This window comes from Streptomyces sp. WELS2 (assembly GCF_013870595.1).
Classification (GTDB): domain Bacteria; phylum Actinomycetota; class Actinomycetes; order Streptomycetales; family Streptomycetaceae; genus Streptomyces.
This window is the reverse complement of record NZ_JACBWZ010000114.1, coordinates 1-12,515: the sequence shown is the minus strand read 5'-3', so window position 1 is coordinate 12,515 and position 12,515 is coordinate 1. Positions and strand designations below refer to the sequence as shown.

Annotated in this window: 14 protein-coding genes and 1 pseudogene; 6 read left to right on the top strand and 9 right to left on the bottom strand. The window is 73.1% G+C overall.

Going from position 1 to position 12,515, the window contains the following annotated elements:
• The 4 genes and pseudogenes from H5J33_RS10225 to H5J33_RS10210 all read left to right on the top strand — a co-directional run.
• Positions 1-490 (top strand): annotated as a pseudogene (locus H5J33_RS10225) (serine/threonine protein kinase); the annotation flags it as partial.
• A 49-nt stretch (positions 491-539) separates the two neighbouring features.
• On the top strand, positions 540-1,511 hold the full coding sequence (locus H5J33_RS10220) for an LLM class F420-dependent oxidoreductase (protein WP_181794570.1): 972 nt from the start codon (positions 540-542) through the stop codon (positions 1,509-1,511).
• A 107-nt stretch (positions 1,512-1,618) separates the two neighbouring features.
• The gene (locus H5J33_RS10215) at positions 1,619-2,047 is read left to right on the top strand and encodes an SsgA family sporulation/cell division regulator (protein ID WP_181794569.1); all 429 of its coding nucleotides are present in this window, start codon (positions 1,619-1,621) and stop codon (positions 2,045-2,047) included.
• 72 nt (positions 2,048-2,119) lie between these two features.
• On the top strand, positions 2,120-2,779 hold the full coding sequence (locus H5J33_RS10210) for a DUF2238 domain-containing protein (RefSeq protein WP_399552798.1): 660 nt from the start codon (positions 2,120-2,122) through the stop codon (positions 2,777-2,779).
• Here the strand turns inward: H5J33_RS10210 and H5J33_RS10205 are convergent.
• The 6 genes from H5J33_RS10205 to H5J33_RS10180 form a co-directional block, all read right to left on the bottom strand.
• Positions 2,776-3,270: a DUF6328 family protein gene (locus H5J33_RS10205; RefSeq protein WP_181794568.1), complete on the bottom strand. Its 495-nt coding sequence runs from the start codon at positions 3,268-3,270 to the stop codon at positions 2,776-2,778. The genes H5J33_RS10210 and H5J33_RS10205 overlap by 4 nt on opposite strands.
• A 59-nt stretch (positions 3,271-3,329) precedes the next feature.
• A complete protein-coding gene (locus H5J33_RS10200; RefSeq protein ID WP_181794567.1) occupies positions 3,330-4,313 on the bottom strand; it encodes an aldo/keto reductase in 984 nt (327 codons plus the stop codon).
• 50 nt (positions 4,314-4,363) lie between these two features.
• A complete protein-coding gene (locus tag H5J33_RS10195) occupies positions 4,364-5,908 on the bottom strand; it encodes an AMP-binding protein (protein ID WP_181794566.1) in 1,545 nt (514 codons plus the stop codon).
• Between the two features lie 88 nt (positions 5,909-5,996).
• The gene (locus H5J33_RS10190; protein WP_181794565.1) at positions 5,997-6,884 is read right to left on the bottom strand and encodes a LysR family transcriptional regulator; all 888 of its coding nucleotides are present in this window, start codon (positions 6,882-6,884) and stop codon (positions 5,997-5,999) included.
• A 76-nt stretch (positions 6,885-6,960) separates the two neighbouring features.
• The gene (locus H5J33_RS10185; RefSeq protein ID WP_181794564.1) at positions 6,961-7,401 is read right to left on the bottom strand and encodes a lipase family protein; all 441 of its coding nucleotides are present in this window, start codon (positions 7,399-7,401) and stop codon (positions 6,961-6,963) included.
• A 59-nt stretch (positions 7,402-7,460) separates the two neighbouring features.
• Entirely contained in the window at positions 7,461-8,657 is a 1,197-nt protein-coding gene (locus H5J33_RS10180) for an FAD-dependent monooxygenase (protein ID WP_309485370.1), read from the bottom strand.
• 330 nt (positions 8,658-8,987) lie between these two features.
• Here H5J33_RS10180 and H5J33_RS10175 point away from each other — a divergent pair, with 330 nt between their 5' ends.
• The gene (locus tag H5J33_RS10175) at positions 8,988-9,368 is read left to right on the top strand and encodes an apotyrosinase chaperone MelC1 (RefSeq protein ID WP_181794563.1); all 381 of its coding nucleotides are present in this window, start codon (positions 8,988-8,990) and stop codon (positions 9,366-9,368) included.
• Between the two features lie 34 nt (positions 9,369-9,402).
• Positions 9,403-10,224, top strand: a complete 822-nt coding sequence (locus H5J33_RS10170; RefSeq protein ID WP_181794562.1) for a tyrosinase MelC2 — start codon at positions 9,403-9,405, stop codon at positions 10,222-10,224.
• Here the strand turns inward: H5J33_RS10170 and H5J33_RS10165 are convergent, their stop codons facing one another.
• The 3 genes from H5J33_RS10165 to H5J33_RS10155 all read right to left on the bottom strand — a co-directional run bounded on the left by H5J33_RS10165 (position 10,225) and on the right by H5J33_RS10155 (position 12,367).
• Positions 10,225-10,950, bottom strand: a complete 726-nt coding sequence (locus tag H5J33_RS10165) for a ribonuclease H (RefSeq protein ID WP_181794571.1) — start codon at positions 10,948-10,950, stop codon at positions 10,225-10,227.
• Positions 10,951-10,984: 34 nt separating this feature from the next.
• Positions 10,985-11,779, bottom strand: coding sequence for a VOC family protein (locus H5J33_RS10160; protein WP_181794561.1), 795 nt, complete (start codon positions 11,777-11,779; stop codon positions 10,985-10,987).
• A 105-nt stretch (positions 11,780-11,884) separates the two neighbouring features.
• Entirely contained in the window at positions 11,885-12,367 is a 483-nt protein-coding gene (locus H5J33_RS10155; protein WP_181794560.1) for a VOC family protein, read from the bottom strand.
• Positions 12,368-12,515 lie beyond the last annotated feature (148 nt).

Here is a 12,515-nt window from a genome sequence, read left to right as displayed (position 1 = left end):
GGCCGGCTCGGCCTCCCCCGCCTTGCCGGCCGGCTACCGCCCGTACCGCGCTTCCGAGGGGTTCTCCGTGGCGCTGCCCGACGGGTGGCGACGGCTGGTCACCTCCCGGGTGGGCGGCCTCGCCTACCGCGTCACCTTCGGCCGGGGCGGCGGCGGGCCCACGCTCGCCGTCACCTACAGCGAGCGCGTCGGCCCCGATCCGGTCGCCGTCTGGCGCGGGGACGTCGAGCCGGGGCTGGCCGGGCTGCCGGGCTACCGCCGGATCGGCGCGGTCCGGGCCACCACCTACCAGGGCCACCGGGCCGCCGACCTGGAGTGGCTGGCCGGATCCGGGAGCGCACGGACCCGTACCTTCGGGCGCGGCCTGCTGCTGGGCGGCCGGCGCGGCTTCTCACTGCGCTTCACCGCCCCGGCCGCCGCCTGGGACGACGCGGCGAACCGGCTGGCGCTGACGGCATTCCTGCGGACGTTCCGGGTACCGCGGGAGTGATCCGCGCCATGGGCCGTTTTCCGGACGCCGAGCCGGGGACTCGCCGGATATGGTGCGAATCGGATACACGATGATGACCGAGCAGGCGGGTCCCCGGGACCTGGTGGAGCACGTGGTGGGCGCCGAGGAGGTGGGGTTCGACTTCTCGGTGATCTCGGACCACTACTTCCCGTGGCTGCGCGCGCAAGGGCACTCCTCCTACGCGTGGAGCGTGCTGGGCGCCGCCGCCCAGGCCACCTCGCGGATCCCCCTGATGACCTACGTCACCTGTCCCATCCTGCGCTACCACCCGGCGATCGTGGCGCAGAAGGCGGCGACCGTGCAGTTGCTGTCGGAGGGCAGGTTCCGGCTCGGCCTCGGTGCCGGCGAGAACCTGAACGAACATGTCGTGGGCGGCGGCTGGCCCCCGGTGGACGTCCGCCACGAGATGCTCGAGGAGGCGGTGCATATCATCCGCGCGCTGTTCGAGGGCGGCCATGTCACCCACCACGGACAGCACTACGACGTGGAGTCGGCCCGGCTGTGGGACCTTCCGGAGCAGGCGCCGCCGATCGGCATCGCCGTCTCCGGCGACCAGTCCTGCGAACTGGCCGGGCATCTGGCCGATCTGGTGATCGCGACCGAGCCGAAGGCGGGCCTGCTGGAGGCCTTCGACCGGCACGGCGGCAGCGGCAAGCCCCGGGTGGGCCAGCTGCCGGTGAGCTACGACCCCGACCGGGACACGGCGGTCAAGCGCGCCCACTCCCAGTTCCGCTGGTTCGGCCTGGGCTGGAAGGTGAACGCCGAACTGCCGCACCCCGACTCGTTCGAGGCGGCGACGCAGTTCGTCACCGAGGACGACGTGGCCTCCTCCATCCCGTGCGGGGACGACCCGGAGGCCTTCGTGGAGGCCGTACGGCCGTACGCGGAGGCCGGGTTCGGGGAGATCGCGCTGGTGCAGATCGGCGGTGACGCGCAGCGGGAGTTCCTGGACTGGTCGGCGAAGACCCTGCTGCCGGCGCTGCGGGAGGCGTTCGGCTGACGGGCCGTCCAGCGGTGTGGCGCGGGAATCAGCCACACGGGTGAGCATCCTGGGCGGTACCGGGGTACTAGAGGTCTCTACGCCGATCGTCTGCCGGAGGCCCCAGCGTGAACCCGTTCGTGCACAAGACCCTGGTGGTGCAGCTCCTCGCGCCCGGCACCGGGCGGTGTCCGGTGCTGGCCCATCTCGGCTACGCCGCCGACGACCCGTTCGCCGTCACGGCCGCCTTCGCCCACGACGGCCGGGTGCTGGCCTGCTGGCGGCTGGACCGGGAGATGCTCTCCGCGGGCCTGGCCGGACCGGTCGGCATGGGCGACGTACGGCTGCGGCCGCAGGGCAGTGGGCCCTGCCACGAGCTGCGGCTGGAGTTCCTCGGCGACAGCCGGCCGGACGGCAGCCGGCACCGGGCGGTGGTGCTGGCGTGGGCGCCCGCGGTGGCGGCCTTCCTGCGCGAGACGCACCAGGTCGTACCGCCGGGCCAGGAGCGGGTCGACGTGGACGAACTGCTGGCGGAGATCCTCTCCGGGGCTGAGTAGCCGTACTCATGCCCGGGTGCCCGGCCCGGCGCCACCATGGGGGCTCTAGGACGCCTCAGGCAAGGAGCCCCCGTGACCGCAGTCCGTCCCGCCCCGCTCCGGGCGCCGCGCCGTGTGCCTCCCGCCGTCTTCGCCGGCGTGGTGGCCACGGGGCTGGCCGTGTCGGCGATCGGCGCGCACGACCGCACCACCTGGTTCCTGGAGACGGTGTGGGCGCTGGTGGGGCTGCCGCTGGTGGTGCTGGCCTGGCGGCGCTTCCCGCTGACCGGGCTGCTGTGCGGGCTGCTCGCCGCGCACGCGCTGGTCCTCGCGGTCGGCGGGCACTACACGTACGCGCGGGTGCCGCTGGGCGACTGGGTGCGCGACACCTTCGGCCTGGACCGCAACCCGTACGACCGCTTCGGGCACCTCGTGCAGGGCTTCGTCCCGGCCGTCCTGGTCCGCGAACTGCTCAGCCGCACCTCACCGTTGCGCGGCAGCCGCTGGCTGGCACCGCTCACCGTGTGCGCCTGCATGGCCTTCAGCGCCTGCTTCGAGCTGCTGGAGTGGCTGGCGGCCGAGATCGGCGGCCACGGCGCGGACGCCTTCCTCGCGACCCAGGGCGATGTCTGGGACACCCAGTGGGACATGTTCTGCGCCCTGATCGGCGCGCTGCTCTCCCTGACCCTGCTCACCCGCCTCCACGACCGCCAACTCGCGACCGTTCCGGCGCCTGTTACCGCGCGTGGCTAGTCCCCCGACCCACCCCGGTTCCGCCGGCGCGCCCACAGGGGCAGGGCGTACCAGCACAGGACGTACCAGGCCACGACGGCCGTCACCAGGTAGGGGACGTAGGCGTCGTGGGTGGCCACTCGGAGGATCAGGAGCAGGGAGGAGGTCATCGTGGCGAGGAGGAGGGCGAGGCCGATCAGGGTCATGCGGGAGGCCAGCCGGACCGCGCGCGGTTTGACGCGGTGGCCGGAGACCAGGCGGTGCAGGGACACCGGGCCGATGAGGGCGCCGGTGGCGCAGGCGCCCATGACGACGGTCACGATGTAGATCGCCTGGTCGGTGTCGGCCAGGCGGCCGTACTTCGGCTGGAAGACCACGGTCAGCAGGAAGCCGAACAGGATCTGTACGCCCGTCTGTGCGACGCGGACCTCCTGGATGAGTTCGGTCCACATCCGGTCGGCCCGCTCCTCCTCTGTCTCGTCGCGCCCTGTGCGCCGCCCATCACGCGTCATGCGGTGCCGTGTAACCGCCCGTCCGTTCGTCAAACGGGCGGTACGGTTCGTGCGGGCCGCTACCAGCGGTGTTCGACCTGGTCCTTGATGCGGCGGTCGTACAGCTCGCGGATGGCGGTGAACGTCTGCGGCGGCAGCGGCGGCAGCTTGGCCGCGGCGGCGTTGGCGCGGGCCTGCTCCGGGTTGCGGGCGCCGGGGATGACGGTGGTGACACCCTCCTGCTCGATGATCCAGCGCAGCGCGAGCTGGGCCGGGGTGTAGCCCTCGGGGGCCAGCGCGGCGAACTCGGCGGCGGCCTCCACACCCGTGGCGTAGTCGACCCCGGAGAAGGTCTCGCCCTGGTCGAACGCCTCGCCGTGCCGGTTGTAGGTGCGGTGGTCGTCGGCCGCGAACACCGTGTCCTTGGTGTACTTCCCGGACAGCAGCCCGGAGGCGAGCGGTACCCGCGCGATGATGCCGACGCCGGCCTCGCGGGCGGCGGCCACCACCTCGTGCAGCGGCTTCATGCGGAACGGGTTGAGGATGATCTGCACGCTGGCCACGCCCGGCCGGGCGATCGCGGTGAGCGCCTGCTCGCAGGTCTCCACGCTCACCCCGTAGGCGGCGACGCGCTCCTCCGCGACCAGGGTGTCCAGGGCGTCGAACACCTCGTCGGAGGAGTAGACGGGGGTGGGCGGGCAGTGCAGCTGCACGAGGTCGATGCGGTCGACACCGAGGTTGCGGCGCGAACGGTCGTTCCAGGCGCGGAAGTTGTCCAGGACGTAGTTCTGCGGGATCTGCTCCGCCCGGCGGCCCATCTTGGTCGCCACGAGGACGTGCAGGTCGGGCCGGCCGCGCAGGAAGGAGGCGATGGTCTGCTCACTGCGCCCGTCGCCGTACACATCGGCGGTGTCGAAGAAGGTCACCCCGGCCTCGGCCGCCGCCTCGAGGACCGACAGGGCCACCTTGTCGTCCACGTCGCCCCAGTCGGCGCCCAGCTGCCATGTGCCGAGCCCGACCACCGATGCCCACTGACCCGACCTGCCGATCACGCGTTCGTCCATGGTCTCAGTCTGTCATCCGGTACGGCGTCGCGTGCGCTTGGCGGGCCGGATCAGCCGGTCAGCAGGGTGCGCAGCCGCTGCTTGTCCGGTTTGCCCGCCGCCGTCAGCGGGATGTCCGGCACCAGGTGCAGGGTCTCGGGGGCGTGGAGGCGCCCCTTGCGGGCGGTGACGAAGTCCCGGATCTCCTCCAGCGTGGGCCGCTGTCCGGCGGCGGGCACCACGGCGGCGTGGACGTGTTCCACCGCGTCGTCGTCCCGGCTGCCGAACACCGCGCACCGGCCGACGGCGGGGTGGCCCAGCAGCAGTTCCTCCAGCTCCGCCGGGTAGACGTGGCCGCCGACGACCACGATCATCTCCTTGATCCGGTCCACCAGGTAGAGGTAACCGTCCTCGTCCAGACAGCCGACGTCACCGGTGCGGACCCAGCCGTCCCGCAGCACCTCCGCGGTCAGCTCCGGCTGCTTCCAGTAGCCGCCCATCACATACGGCGAGCGGACCGTCACCTCGCCCGAGCGGCCGGGCGGCAGGGCGGTGCCGTCGGCGTCCCTGATGGCGATCTCCACGCCCGGCAGGGCCCGGCCGACTGTCAGCCGGCCGTCGCGGCCGGTCACCTCCGGTTCCCCGGGGTCCGTCTGGGTGATGAGCTGGGTCTCGGCCTGTCCGTACATGCCGTGCAGCACCGGCCCGAGGAGCCGGGCGGCCTGCCGCATCCGGGCCGGTGAGGCGGGCGTGCCCCCGTAGCTGATCCGGCGCAGCCCGGACAGGTCGGTGCGGGGCAGGTCGGGGTGGTCGAGCAGCCGGTAGAGCAGGGGCGGCAGCAGCCAGGTGTGGGTGACGTGTTCGCGCTGGACCGTGGCCAGCACGTCCCCGGGGTCGAAGCCGTGCCTCAGCACCACCGAGCCGCCCTGGTACAGCGCCAGGTCGACGAAGATCCCGGCGAGGTGGGCGAGGGCGGTGCAGGCCAGGAAGCGCGGCGGGTCGCCGGCGACCGTGACACCCTGGTCCATGCTCAGCCGGTAGGCGCCGTGGGTCATGCGGATGCCCTTGGGCACGCCGGTGGTTCCACCGGTGTGCCGGACGCACCAGTCGTCGTCGGGCCCCACCCGGCCGCCCATCGGCCGGGCCGGGCGCCGGGCGGCCGCGGCGAGCACGTCCTCCGCGTCACCGTCCGGCCCCAGCCGGCGGATCTCGGGGATGCCGGGGAGCCGGGACAGCTGCCGGGCCGCCTCCCGCTGCCGGTCGTCCACCAGCAGCAGGGAGCAGTCCACGCTCGCCATGACCCGCGCCATGACCGGCGGGCTCATGCCCTCGTAGAGGACGACCACCCGGGCGCCGGTCAGGCCTGCGGCGTAGCGGGCCACCAGGGCCTCCACGGTGTTGCCGGTGAGCAGGGTGACCGTGGTCCCGCGGCCGGCCCCGCGCCCGGCCAGCTCCCAGGCGAGCCGGTGCACCTGGTCCCGGAACTCGCCGGCGCCGACCACGCGTCCCTCGGCGGTGGTGACCGCCGCCCGTGACGGCTGGGCGGACAGCACGTCGAGGACGGCCTCCGCGTAGCTGCGGAACCCGGTCTGTGCGGAGGTGTGTCGCTCGCTCATCGCTGTTCTCCCTCGTCCGAAGCGGTGGGCACGGTGCGACGCTAATGCGGAGGCGTTCATGCCTTCCACGACCGGTTCGGCCATGTGTTCATGACGCTAGGGGCATGAGCCGTTCCCGGGTCAGCCGCTGGAAGTCCCGGGCGGCGGGCGAGAGATAGGCGTTCTGCCGCCACACCAGGGTCAGCGTGCGGTGGCAGTCCGGGGCGTCCAGCCGCAGCCAGGCCACCGGTCCGTCGTCGCCGACGGCCCGCCGGACGACGGCGGGCAGCAGGCAGAGGCCGAGTCCGGCGCCGGCCAGCTCGGGGGTGGCGGCTGCCTCGTCGCCCTCGCAGACCACCCGCGGGGTGAGACCCTCACGGGCGAACAGCCGCTCCAGCAGGGCCCGTTGCCAGTGACCGGCGCGGGTGCTGACGAAGTCCTCGCCGGCCAGCTCGGCCACCGCGACGCTCTCCCGGCCGGCCAGCGGGTGCCCGGCCGGTACGGCCAGCAGCACCTCCTCGCGGGCCAGTTCCAGCGTGCGCAGCCCGGGACCGGCGAGCGGCTGGGAGGCGATGGCGAAGTCCACCTCGCCCGCGCGCAGATGCCGGCGCATCGCGTCCACCGGGGCCTGGAACAGACGTACCCGCACCCCGGGCCGCAGCGCCCGGAAGTCGGACAGCACACCGGACAGCTGGAACAGGGTCTCGGCGGCCACGGCGACCCGGCCGGGACCGGGGCCGGCGGCGTCGGCCAGCTCCCGCCGGGCGTCGTCGAGTTCCGCCAGCGCCCGGTCGACCCGGGCCAGGAAGGCGGCGCCGTGGTCGTTGAGCCGTATGCGGCGGCCCCGGCGGTCGAACAGCGGGGCGCCGAGTTCGGTTTCGAGCCGGAGGATGGTCCGGCTCACCGACGGCTGGGCGACCCGTAGTTCCTCGGCGGCCCGGCTGATGTGCTGGTGCCGGGCGACGGTCTGGAAATAGCGCAGGGACAGCAGATCCATGCCGGTCAGTGTCGCCGGTTCCCGCGCGGTCGCCTGCCGGGCGGCCCGGCACCGGTCCGGCCGGCCGCCGGGCGGTTCAGGCCGGGTGGTGTTCCAGGGCGGCGAGACAGCGGCGCATGAGGTGGTCGCGGACGCCGTCGGAGACGGGTGCGAAGAGGTCCGCGATCAGGCCCCTGGCCCGGTCGCCCAGCGCCGAGAGCATCGGCACGGACTCGTGCGGCCTGCCCTTGGGGTCGAAGGAGCGCAGCGCCCTGACATGGGTGTAGACCGGCTCCGGCGGAAGCTGCGGGACGATGTCGTTGTTGTCGACGAAGCGGTCCATACGGCCGCCGAAGCCCTGGTGGAGGGCCTCCGCCGGCAGCCGGTCGCCGGTGCGGGGCCGGCCGTGGGTGTAGACGCCGTCGGCGGCCGGGTAGGCCTCCTCCTTGTAGGCCGGCTCGGCGGCGCGGGCCAGCCAGTAGGCGCGCTGGAGGCTGTAGCCGGTCGAGGCGTGGTCGAACCGGGCGGGTACGGCCATGGAGGCTCCTTGTCCGGGTGCGTGTGCTCCGGTGCGCGGAGGTGTGCCGGGGGAGGCGGTCAGCGGGGGCGCTCGGTGCGGGCGTGCAGGGCGCGGGCGGCGCGGGGGCCGAGCCAGCGCTTGAACCTGCGCAGGGGCTCCAGCCGTCCGGCCGCCTTGTCCAGGCCGTAGTACAGCTGGGGCGGGACGTACGGCAGCAGGGGTGAGTGGCGCTGGCCGAGCAGGGCGAACATCCGGTGCGGGGGCAGGTGGATGTAGCGGGGCAGGTTCTCGTACCAGCGGGCGCTGTAGCGGGCGGCGCTCTGCGCGGACAGCAGTGCGGTCCGGCGCCGGCGCTCGTAGACGGCGAGGGCCTCGGGCAGGGGGTGCGCGCCCAGGGCGTCGGCCAGGCACATGGCGTCCTCCAGGGCGAGGGTGGTGCCGGCGCCGATGGAGTAGTGGGTGGTGTGGGCGGCGTCGCCGAGCAGGACCACGTTGCCGTCGTGCCAGGTGCGGTTGGTGAGGGTGCGGAAGGTCGTCCAGGAGGCGCCGGGGCGGGAGAGGAGGGGGTGGCCGTCGAGGACGTGGGCGAAGAGCTTCTCCAGCGGGGCGAGGCTCTCGCCGGGAGCGGTCCGGTCCAGCCCGAGTCCGGCGAGGGTCCGCGGGGAGCACTCGACGACACAGGTGCTGTGCTCGCCGCTGTAGCCGTAGCCGTAGGCCCAGATCCAGCCGTGAGCGGTCTCGGTGAAGGCGAAGGTGAAGGCGTCGAAGACCTTGGTGGTGCCGAGCCAGATGTAGGGGTTGCGGCCCGGGGTGACCCGGGTGCCGAAGTGCTCGGCACGGCGGGTGCGCAGGGCGCTGTGGACGCCGTCGGCCGCGACGACGAGGTCGGCGTCGGCGGGCGGCCGGGTCCGCGCGCTTCCGTACTCCAGGCGGACGCCGAGGGCGCGGGCCCGGGCGGCGAGCAGGCCGAGCAGCCGGTGCCGGCCGATGCCGAAGCCTTCGTCGCCGTGATGACGGGTGGTCAAGTCGCCGACGTGGGCGACGCCTTCGGTCCAGCGGACGGAGTGCGCCTCGACGGCGCGGGCGGTCTCGGGGTCGTAGGCGTGGAGCCGGTCGAGCAGGCCGCGCCAGTACGTCACGCCCCAGCCGTACGTGGAGCCCTCGGGGTCGCGTTCGTGGACGGTGATGTCGTGGGCCGGGTCCTGCCGCTTGAGCAGGAGGGCGAGGCAGAGGCCGGCGGGCCCGCCTCCGACGCAGACGACCTTCACACGCACACCCCTGACAGTCACCGGTCGTGTCCGGACGGAACCGGAGGGTAGCAGGGCGGCGGCGCGCGATCGCGCCAGTCTGGAGCGGTGAGCCGCGCCACTCGGCCGGACCGCCCGCGGAAAGGATCAAGGAAAACCGGGGCGCCCCGGCAAGGAATTCCCCGTTCCGGTGCGGATCGGGCCACCGCCACAGCAAGATCATCTTTGTTCAACTCTGTATGACATGTGGCTAATTGTCCGGATCACAGCCAACCGGTTCCGAGAGATTTCTCCCGCTCCGGGACCTGCCGATAGGCATACGTCGTCACGAAATCTTCACTCTTTCGGAGGACCCGTATGCCCGAGATCACCCGGCGCCGCGCGCTCACCGCGGCAGCCGCCGTCGCCGCGACCGCCTCGGTGGCCGTCACCCTCGCCGCCCCCGCCGCGTCGGCCGCCGGCCACCACGGGCCCGCCGCGCCCGAGTCCTTCGACGAGGTCTACAAGGGGCGCCGGATACAGGGCCGTCCGGCCGACGCCGGCGCGCACCACCACGAGCACGGCGGCGGATACGAGGTGTTCATCGACGGCGTGCAGCTGCATGTCATGCGCAACGCCGACGGCAGCTGGATCAGCGTCGTCAGCCACTACGACCCGGTGCCCACCCCGCGCGCCGCCGCCCGTGCCGCGGTGGACGAGCTGCAGGGCGCCCCGCTGCTGCCGTTCCCCGCCAACTGACCACCCCCGCAAGGACTTCGGAGCACCGCGCACCATGACCGTACGCAAGAACCAGGCCACCCTGACCGCCGACGAGAAGCGCCGGTTCGTCGCCGCCGTCCTCGAACTCAAGCGCGGCGGACGCTACGACGAATTCGTCCGCACGCACAACGAGTTCATCATGTCGGACACCGACAGCGGGGAGCGGACCGGACACCGCTCCCCCTCGTTCCTGCCCTGGCACCGCAGATTCCTGCTCGACTTCGAACAGGCGCTGCAGTCCGTGGACTCCTCCGTCACGCTGCCGTACTGGGACTGGACCGCCGACCGCACCGTGCGGGCCTCGCTGTGGGCGCCGGACTTCCTCGGCGGCACCGGGCGCAGCACCGACGGCCGGGTGATGGACGGGCCGTTCGCCGCGTCCACGGGCAACTGGCCGATCAACGTGCGCGTCGACGGCCGGACGTTCCTGCGCCGCTCGCTCGGCTCGAGCGTGGCCGAACTGCCCACGCGCGCCGAGGTGGAGTCGGTGCTGGCGATATCGGCGTACGACCTGCCGCCGTACAACAGCGCCTCGGAGGGCTTCCGCAACCACCTGGAGGGCTGGCGCGGGGTCAACCTGCACAACAGGGTCCACGTGTGGGTCGGCGGGCAGATGGCCACCGGGGTCTCCCCCAACGACCCGGTGTTCTGGCTGCACCACGCCTACGTCGACAAGCTGTGGGCCGAGTGGCAGCGGCGGCACCCGGACTCCGCGTACGCGCCGACGGGCGGCACGCCGGACGTGGTGGACCTGAACGAGACCATGAAGCCCTGGAACACCGTGCGCCCGGCGGATCTGCTGGACCACACCGCCTACTACACGTTCGACGCCTGATCAGGCCTCGGCGGTACGGCACTCCGGGTGGCCCCAGCCCTGCGCGTTCTTGGCGATCTTCTCGCCGGCCGCGTAGGACCGGCCGCACAGGCAGCGGCCGGGGAACTTGGCCTTGATGGTCCGGGAGGACGACGAGGACGAGGAGGACGACGAGGACGCCCCGGCGCCGGTGCGTCGGGGTGCCTTCCGGCGCGGTGCCCCGGCCGCCGCCGGGGTGCCGGGCGACGGCGGGGGCTCCGGGGAGCCCAGTGCGCTGCCGGCGGACTCCTGGACGGACGCCGCCCGGCTGGCCGCGCGGTCGGCGAAGTCGTTCAGCGGGTCACCGTCGACCTGGTGGGCGGGTACGTAGCGGAACTCGACGGACCGGCCGCCGAGCAGTTCGTCGATGCGGACCACCAGGTCCTGGTTGGCGACGGGCTTGCCGGCGGCGGTCTTCCAGCCGTTGCGCTTCCAGCCGGGCAGCCAGGTGGTGACGGCCTTCATCGCGTACTGGGAGTCCATCCGGATCTCCAGCGGCACGTCCGGGTCGACGGCCGTGAGCAGCCGCTCCAGCGCCGTCAGTTCCGCGACGTTGTTGGTGGCCCGGCCGAGCGGGCCCGCCGCCCAGCGGGCGGGGGTCCGCTCGTCGCCGTCCGAGACCACCCACGCCCATCCGGCCGGTCCGGGGTTTCCCTTCGAAGCCCCGTCGCACGCGGCCACCACACGTTCACGCATGCGCTCGATGATGCCATGGCCGCGGACGGGGCCGTGCCGGGGCCGGTCAGACGTCCCTGATCCCGGGCATCCGTCCCTCGGTGGTGGTGATGTCGATCACCGAGAAGTCGGCGCCCTGCGGGTCGCCGAGCGCCGCGAACCGTCCGAAGGGGCTGCTCATCGGTCCGAAGCGGAGGATCCCGCCGAGCTCGACGGCCCGCGCGACGGCCGCGTCGCAGTCGTCGACGGTGAAGTAGACGTTGATGTACGAGGGCACCTCGGGCGGGAAGTCCTCGGTCATCCGCATCCGGCCGAGGACGGTGTCCTCGCCGATGTCGAACATCCGGAAGTCCACCGCGTCGTCCTCGATCTCCTTCATCCGGTAGGGGAAGACGGAGGCGAGGAAGGCGTCCGCCTGCTCCGGCTCCCTGGTGAAGACCTCGGCCCAGCAGTAGGCGCCGGGGGTGGCCGTCGTCTCGAAGCCCTCGTGGGTGCCGGCCTGCCACACGCCGAACACGGCGCCGCTGGGCTCACGGGCCAGGCACATCGTGCCGAAGTCGCCGACCCGCATCGGCTCCAGCAGTACCTCGCCGCCGCCCTCCCGGATCCTGCGGGCGGTGGCCGCGACGTCCGGCGAGGCGAAGTACAGACACCACTGCGACCGGCCCTCCTGGCCGGGCATGGGCGGGACGACGGCGGCGACCGCCTTGCCGTCGGCGTAGGCCTGGGTGTAGTTGCCGTACTCCGGCGAGGACTCGCCGAAGGTCCAGCCGAGGACGTCGCCGTAGAACCGCTTGGCTCCCTCTACGTCGCTGAACATCGCGTCGGCCCAACAGGGCGTTCCTTCGGGTTGTACGGCCATGCCGGCGGCCCTCCTGAAGTGATGCGTCCCCGTTTGTTCACGCTAGCCATCCGGGGTCCGGCCCGCGCGCCGGACCGGATCGCCCCCGACGGCACCGGGCGGCGGCTACTCGCCCGCGTACGCACGCTCCAGCCCGGCCGCGTCCAGCTTGCCCATGCCCATCATGGCGCGCAGGGCGCGTCCGGCCCGTTCCGGGTCCGGGTCGGCGATCATGCCGGGCAGCGGGGCGTAGACGACCTGCCAGGACAGGCCGTACCGGTCCTTGAGCCAGCCGCAGGGGCCGCCCTCGCCGCCGCCCTCGGTCAGTCTCGTCCAGTAGTGGTCGATCTCCTGCTGGCCGGCGCAGTGGATCTGGAAGGAGACGGCCTCGTTGAACGTGAACTCGGGGCCGGCGTCGAGCGCGACGAACCTCTGGCCGTTGGCCGTGAACTCCACGGACAGCACGGAACCGGCCGGGCCGGGCCCGGACTCGGGCCACCGCACGACGCGCTCGACGGCGGAGTTCTCGAAGACGGACACGTAGAAGCGCGCGGCCTCCTCCGCCTTGCCGTCGAACCAGAGGCAGGTGGTGAACGCGTCGGTGGTCATGAGTGCCTCCCGGGGCGTGGAACGGGTCGGGGAACGCGGTCGTGGAGGCAGACCGTGCCACGCCGCGGAAGTCATCGGCCCGGCCGCCGGTTCCTTCGGACAGGTGAAGGGTTCCGGGCGGCGGGAGGCCGGTGCGTCCGGTGCCGGG

Bases quoted from the DNA above. Each gene is read 5' to 3' on its own strand.
- H5J33_RS10220 (WP_181794570.1), top strand. From the start codon at position 540: ATGGTGCGAATCGGATACACGATGATGACCGAGCAGGCGGGTCCCCGG.
- H5J33_RS10205 (WP_181794568.1), bottom strand. From the start codon at position 3,270: ATGACGCGTGATGGGCGGCGCACAGGGCGCGACGAGACAGAGGAGGAG.
- H5J33_RS10190 (WP_181794565.1), bottom strand. From the start codon at position 6,884: ATGGATCTGCTGTCCCTGCGCTATTTCCAGACCGTCGCCCGGCACCAG.
- H5J33_RS10195 (WP_181794566.1), bottom strand. From the start codon at position 5,908: ATGAGCGAGCGACACACCTCCGCACAGACCGGGTTCCGCAGCTACGCG.
- H5J33_RS10185 (WP_181794564.1), bottom strand. From the start codon at position 7,401: ATGGCCGTACCCGCCCGGTTCGACCACGCCTCGACCGGCTACAGCCTC.
- H5J33_RS10170 (WP_181794562.1), top strand. From the start codon at position 9,403: ATGACCGTACGCAAGAACCAGGCCACCCTGACCGCCGACGAGAAGCGC.
- H5J33_RS10155 (WP_181794560.1), bottom strand. From the start codon at position 12,367: ATGACCACCGACGCGTTCACCACCTGCCTCTGGTTCGACGGCAAGGCG.
- H5J33_RS10175 (WP_181794563.1), top strand. From the start codon at position 8,988: ATGCCCGAGATCACCCGGCGCCGCGCGCTCACCGCGGCAGCCGCCGTC.
- H5J33_RS10160 (WP_181794561.1), bottom strand. From the start codon at position 11,779: ATGGCCGTACAACCCGAAGGAACGCCCTGTTGGGCCGACGCGATGTTC.
- H5J33_RS10200 (WP_181794567.1), bottom strand. From the start codon at position 4,313: ATGGACGAACGCGTGATCGGCAGGTCGGGTCAGTGGGCATCGGTGGTC.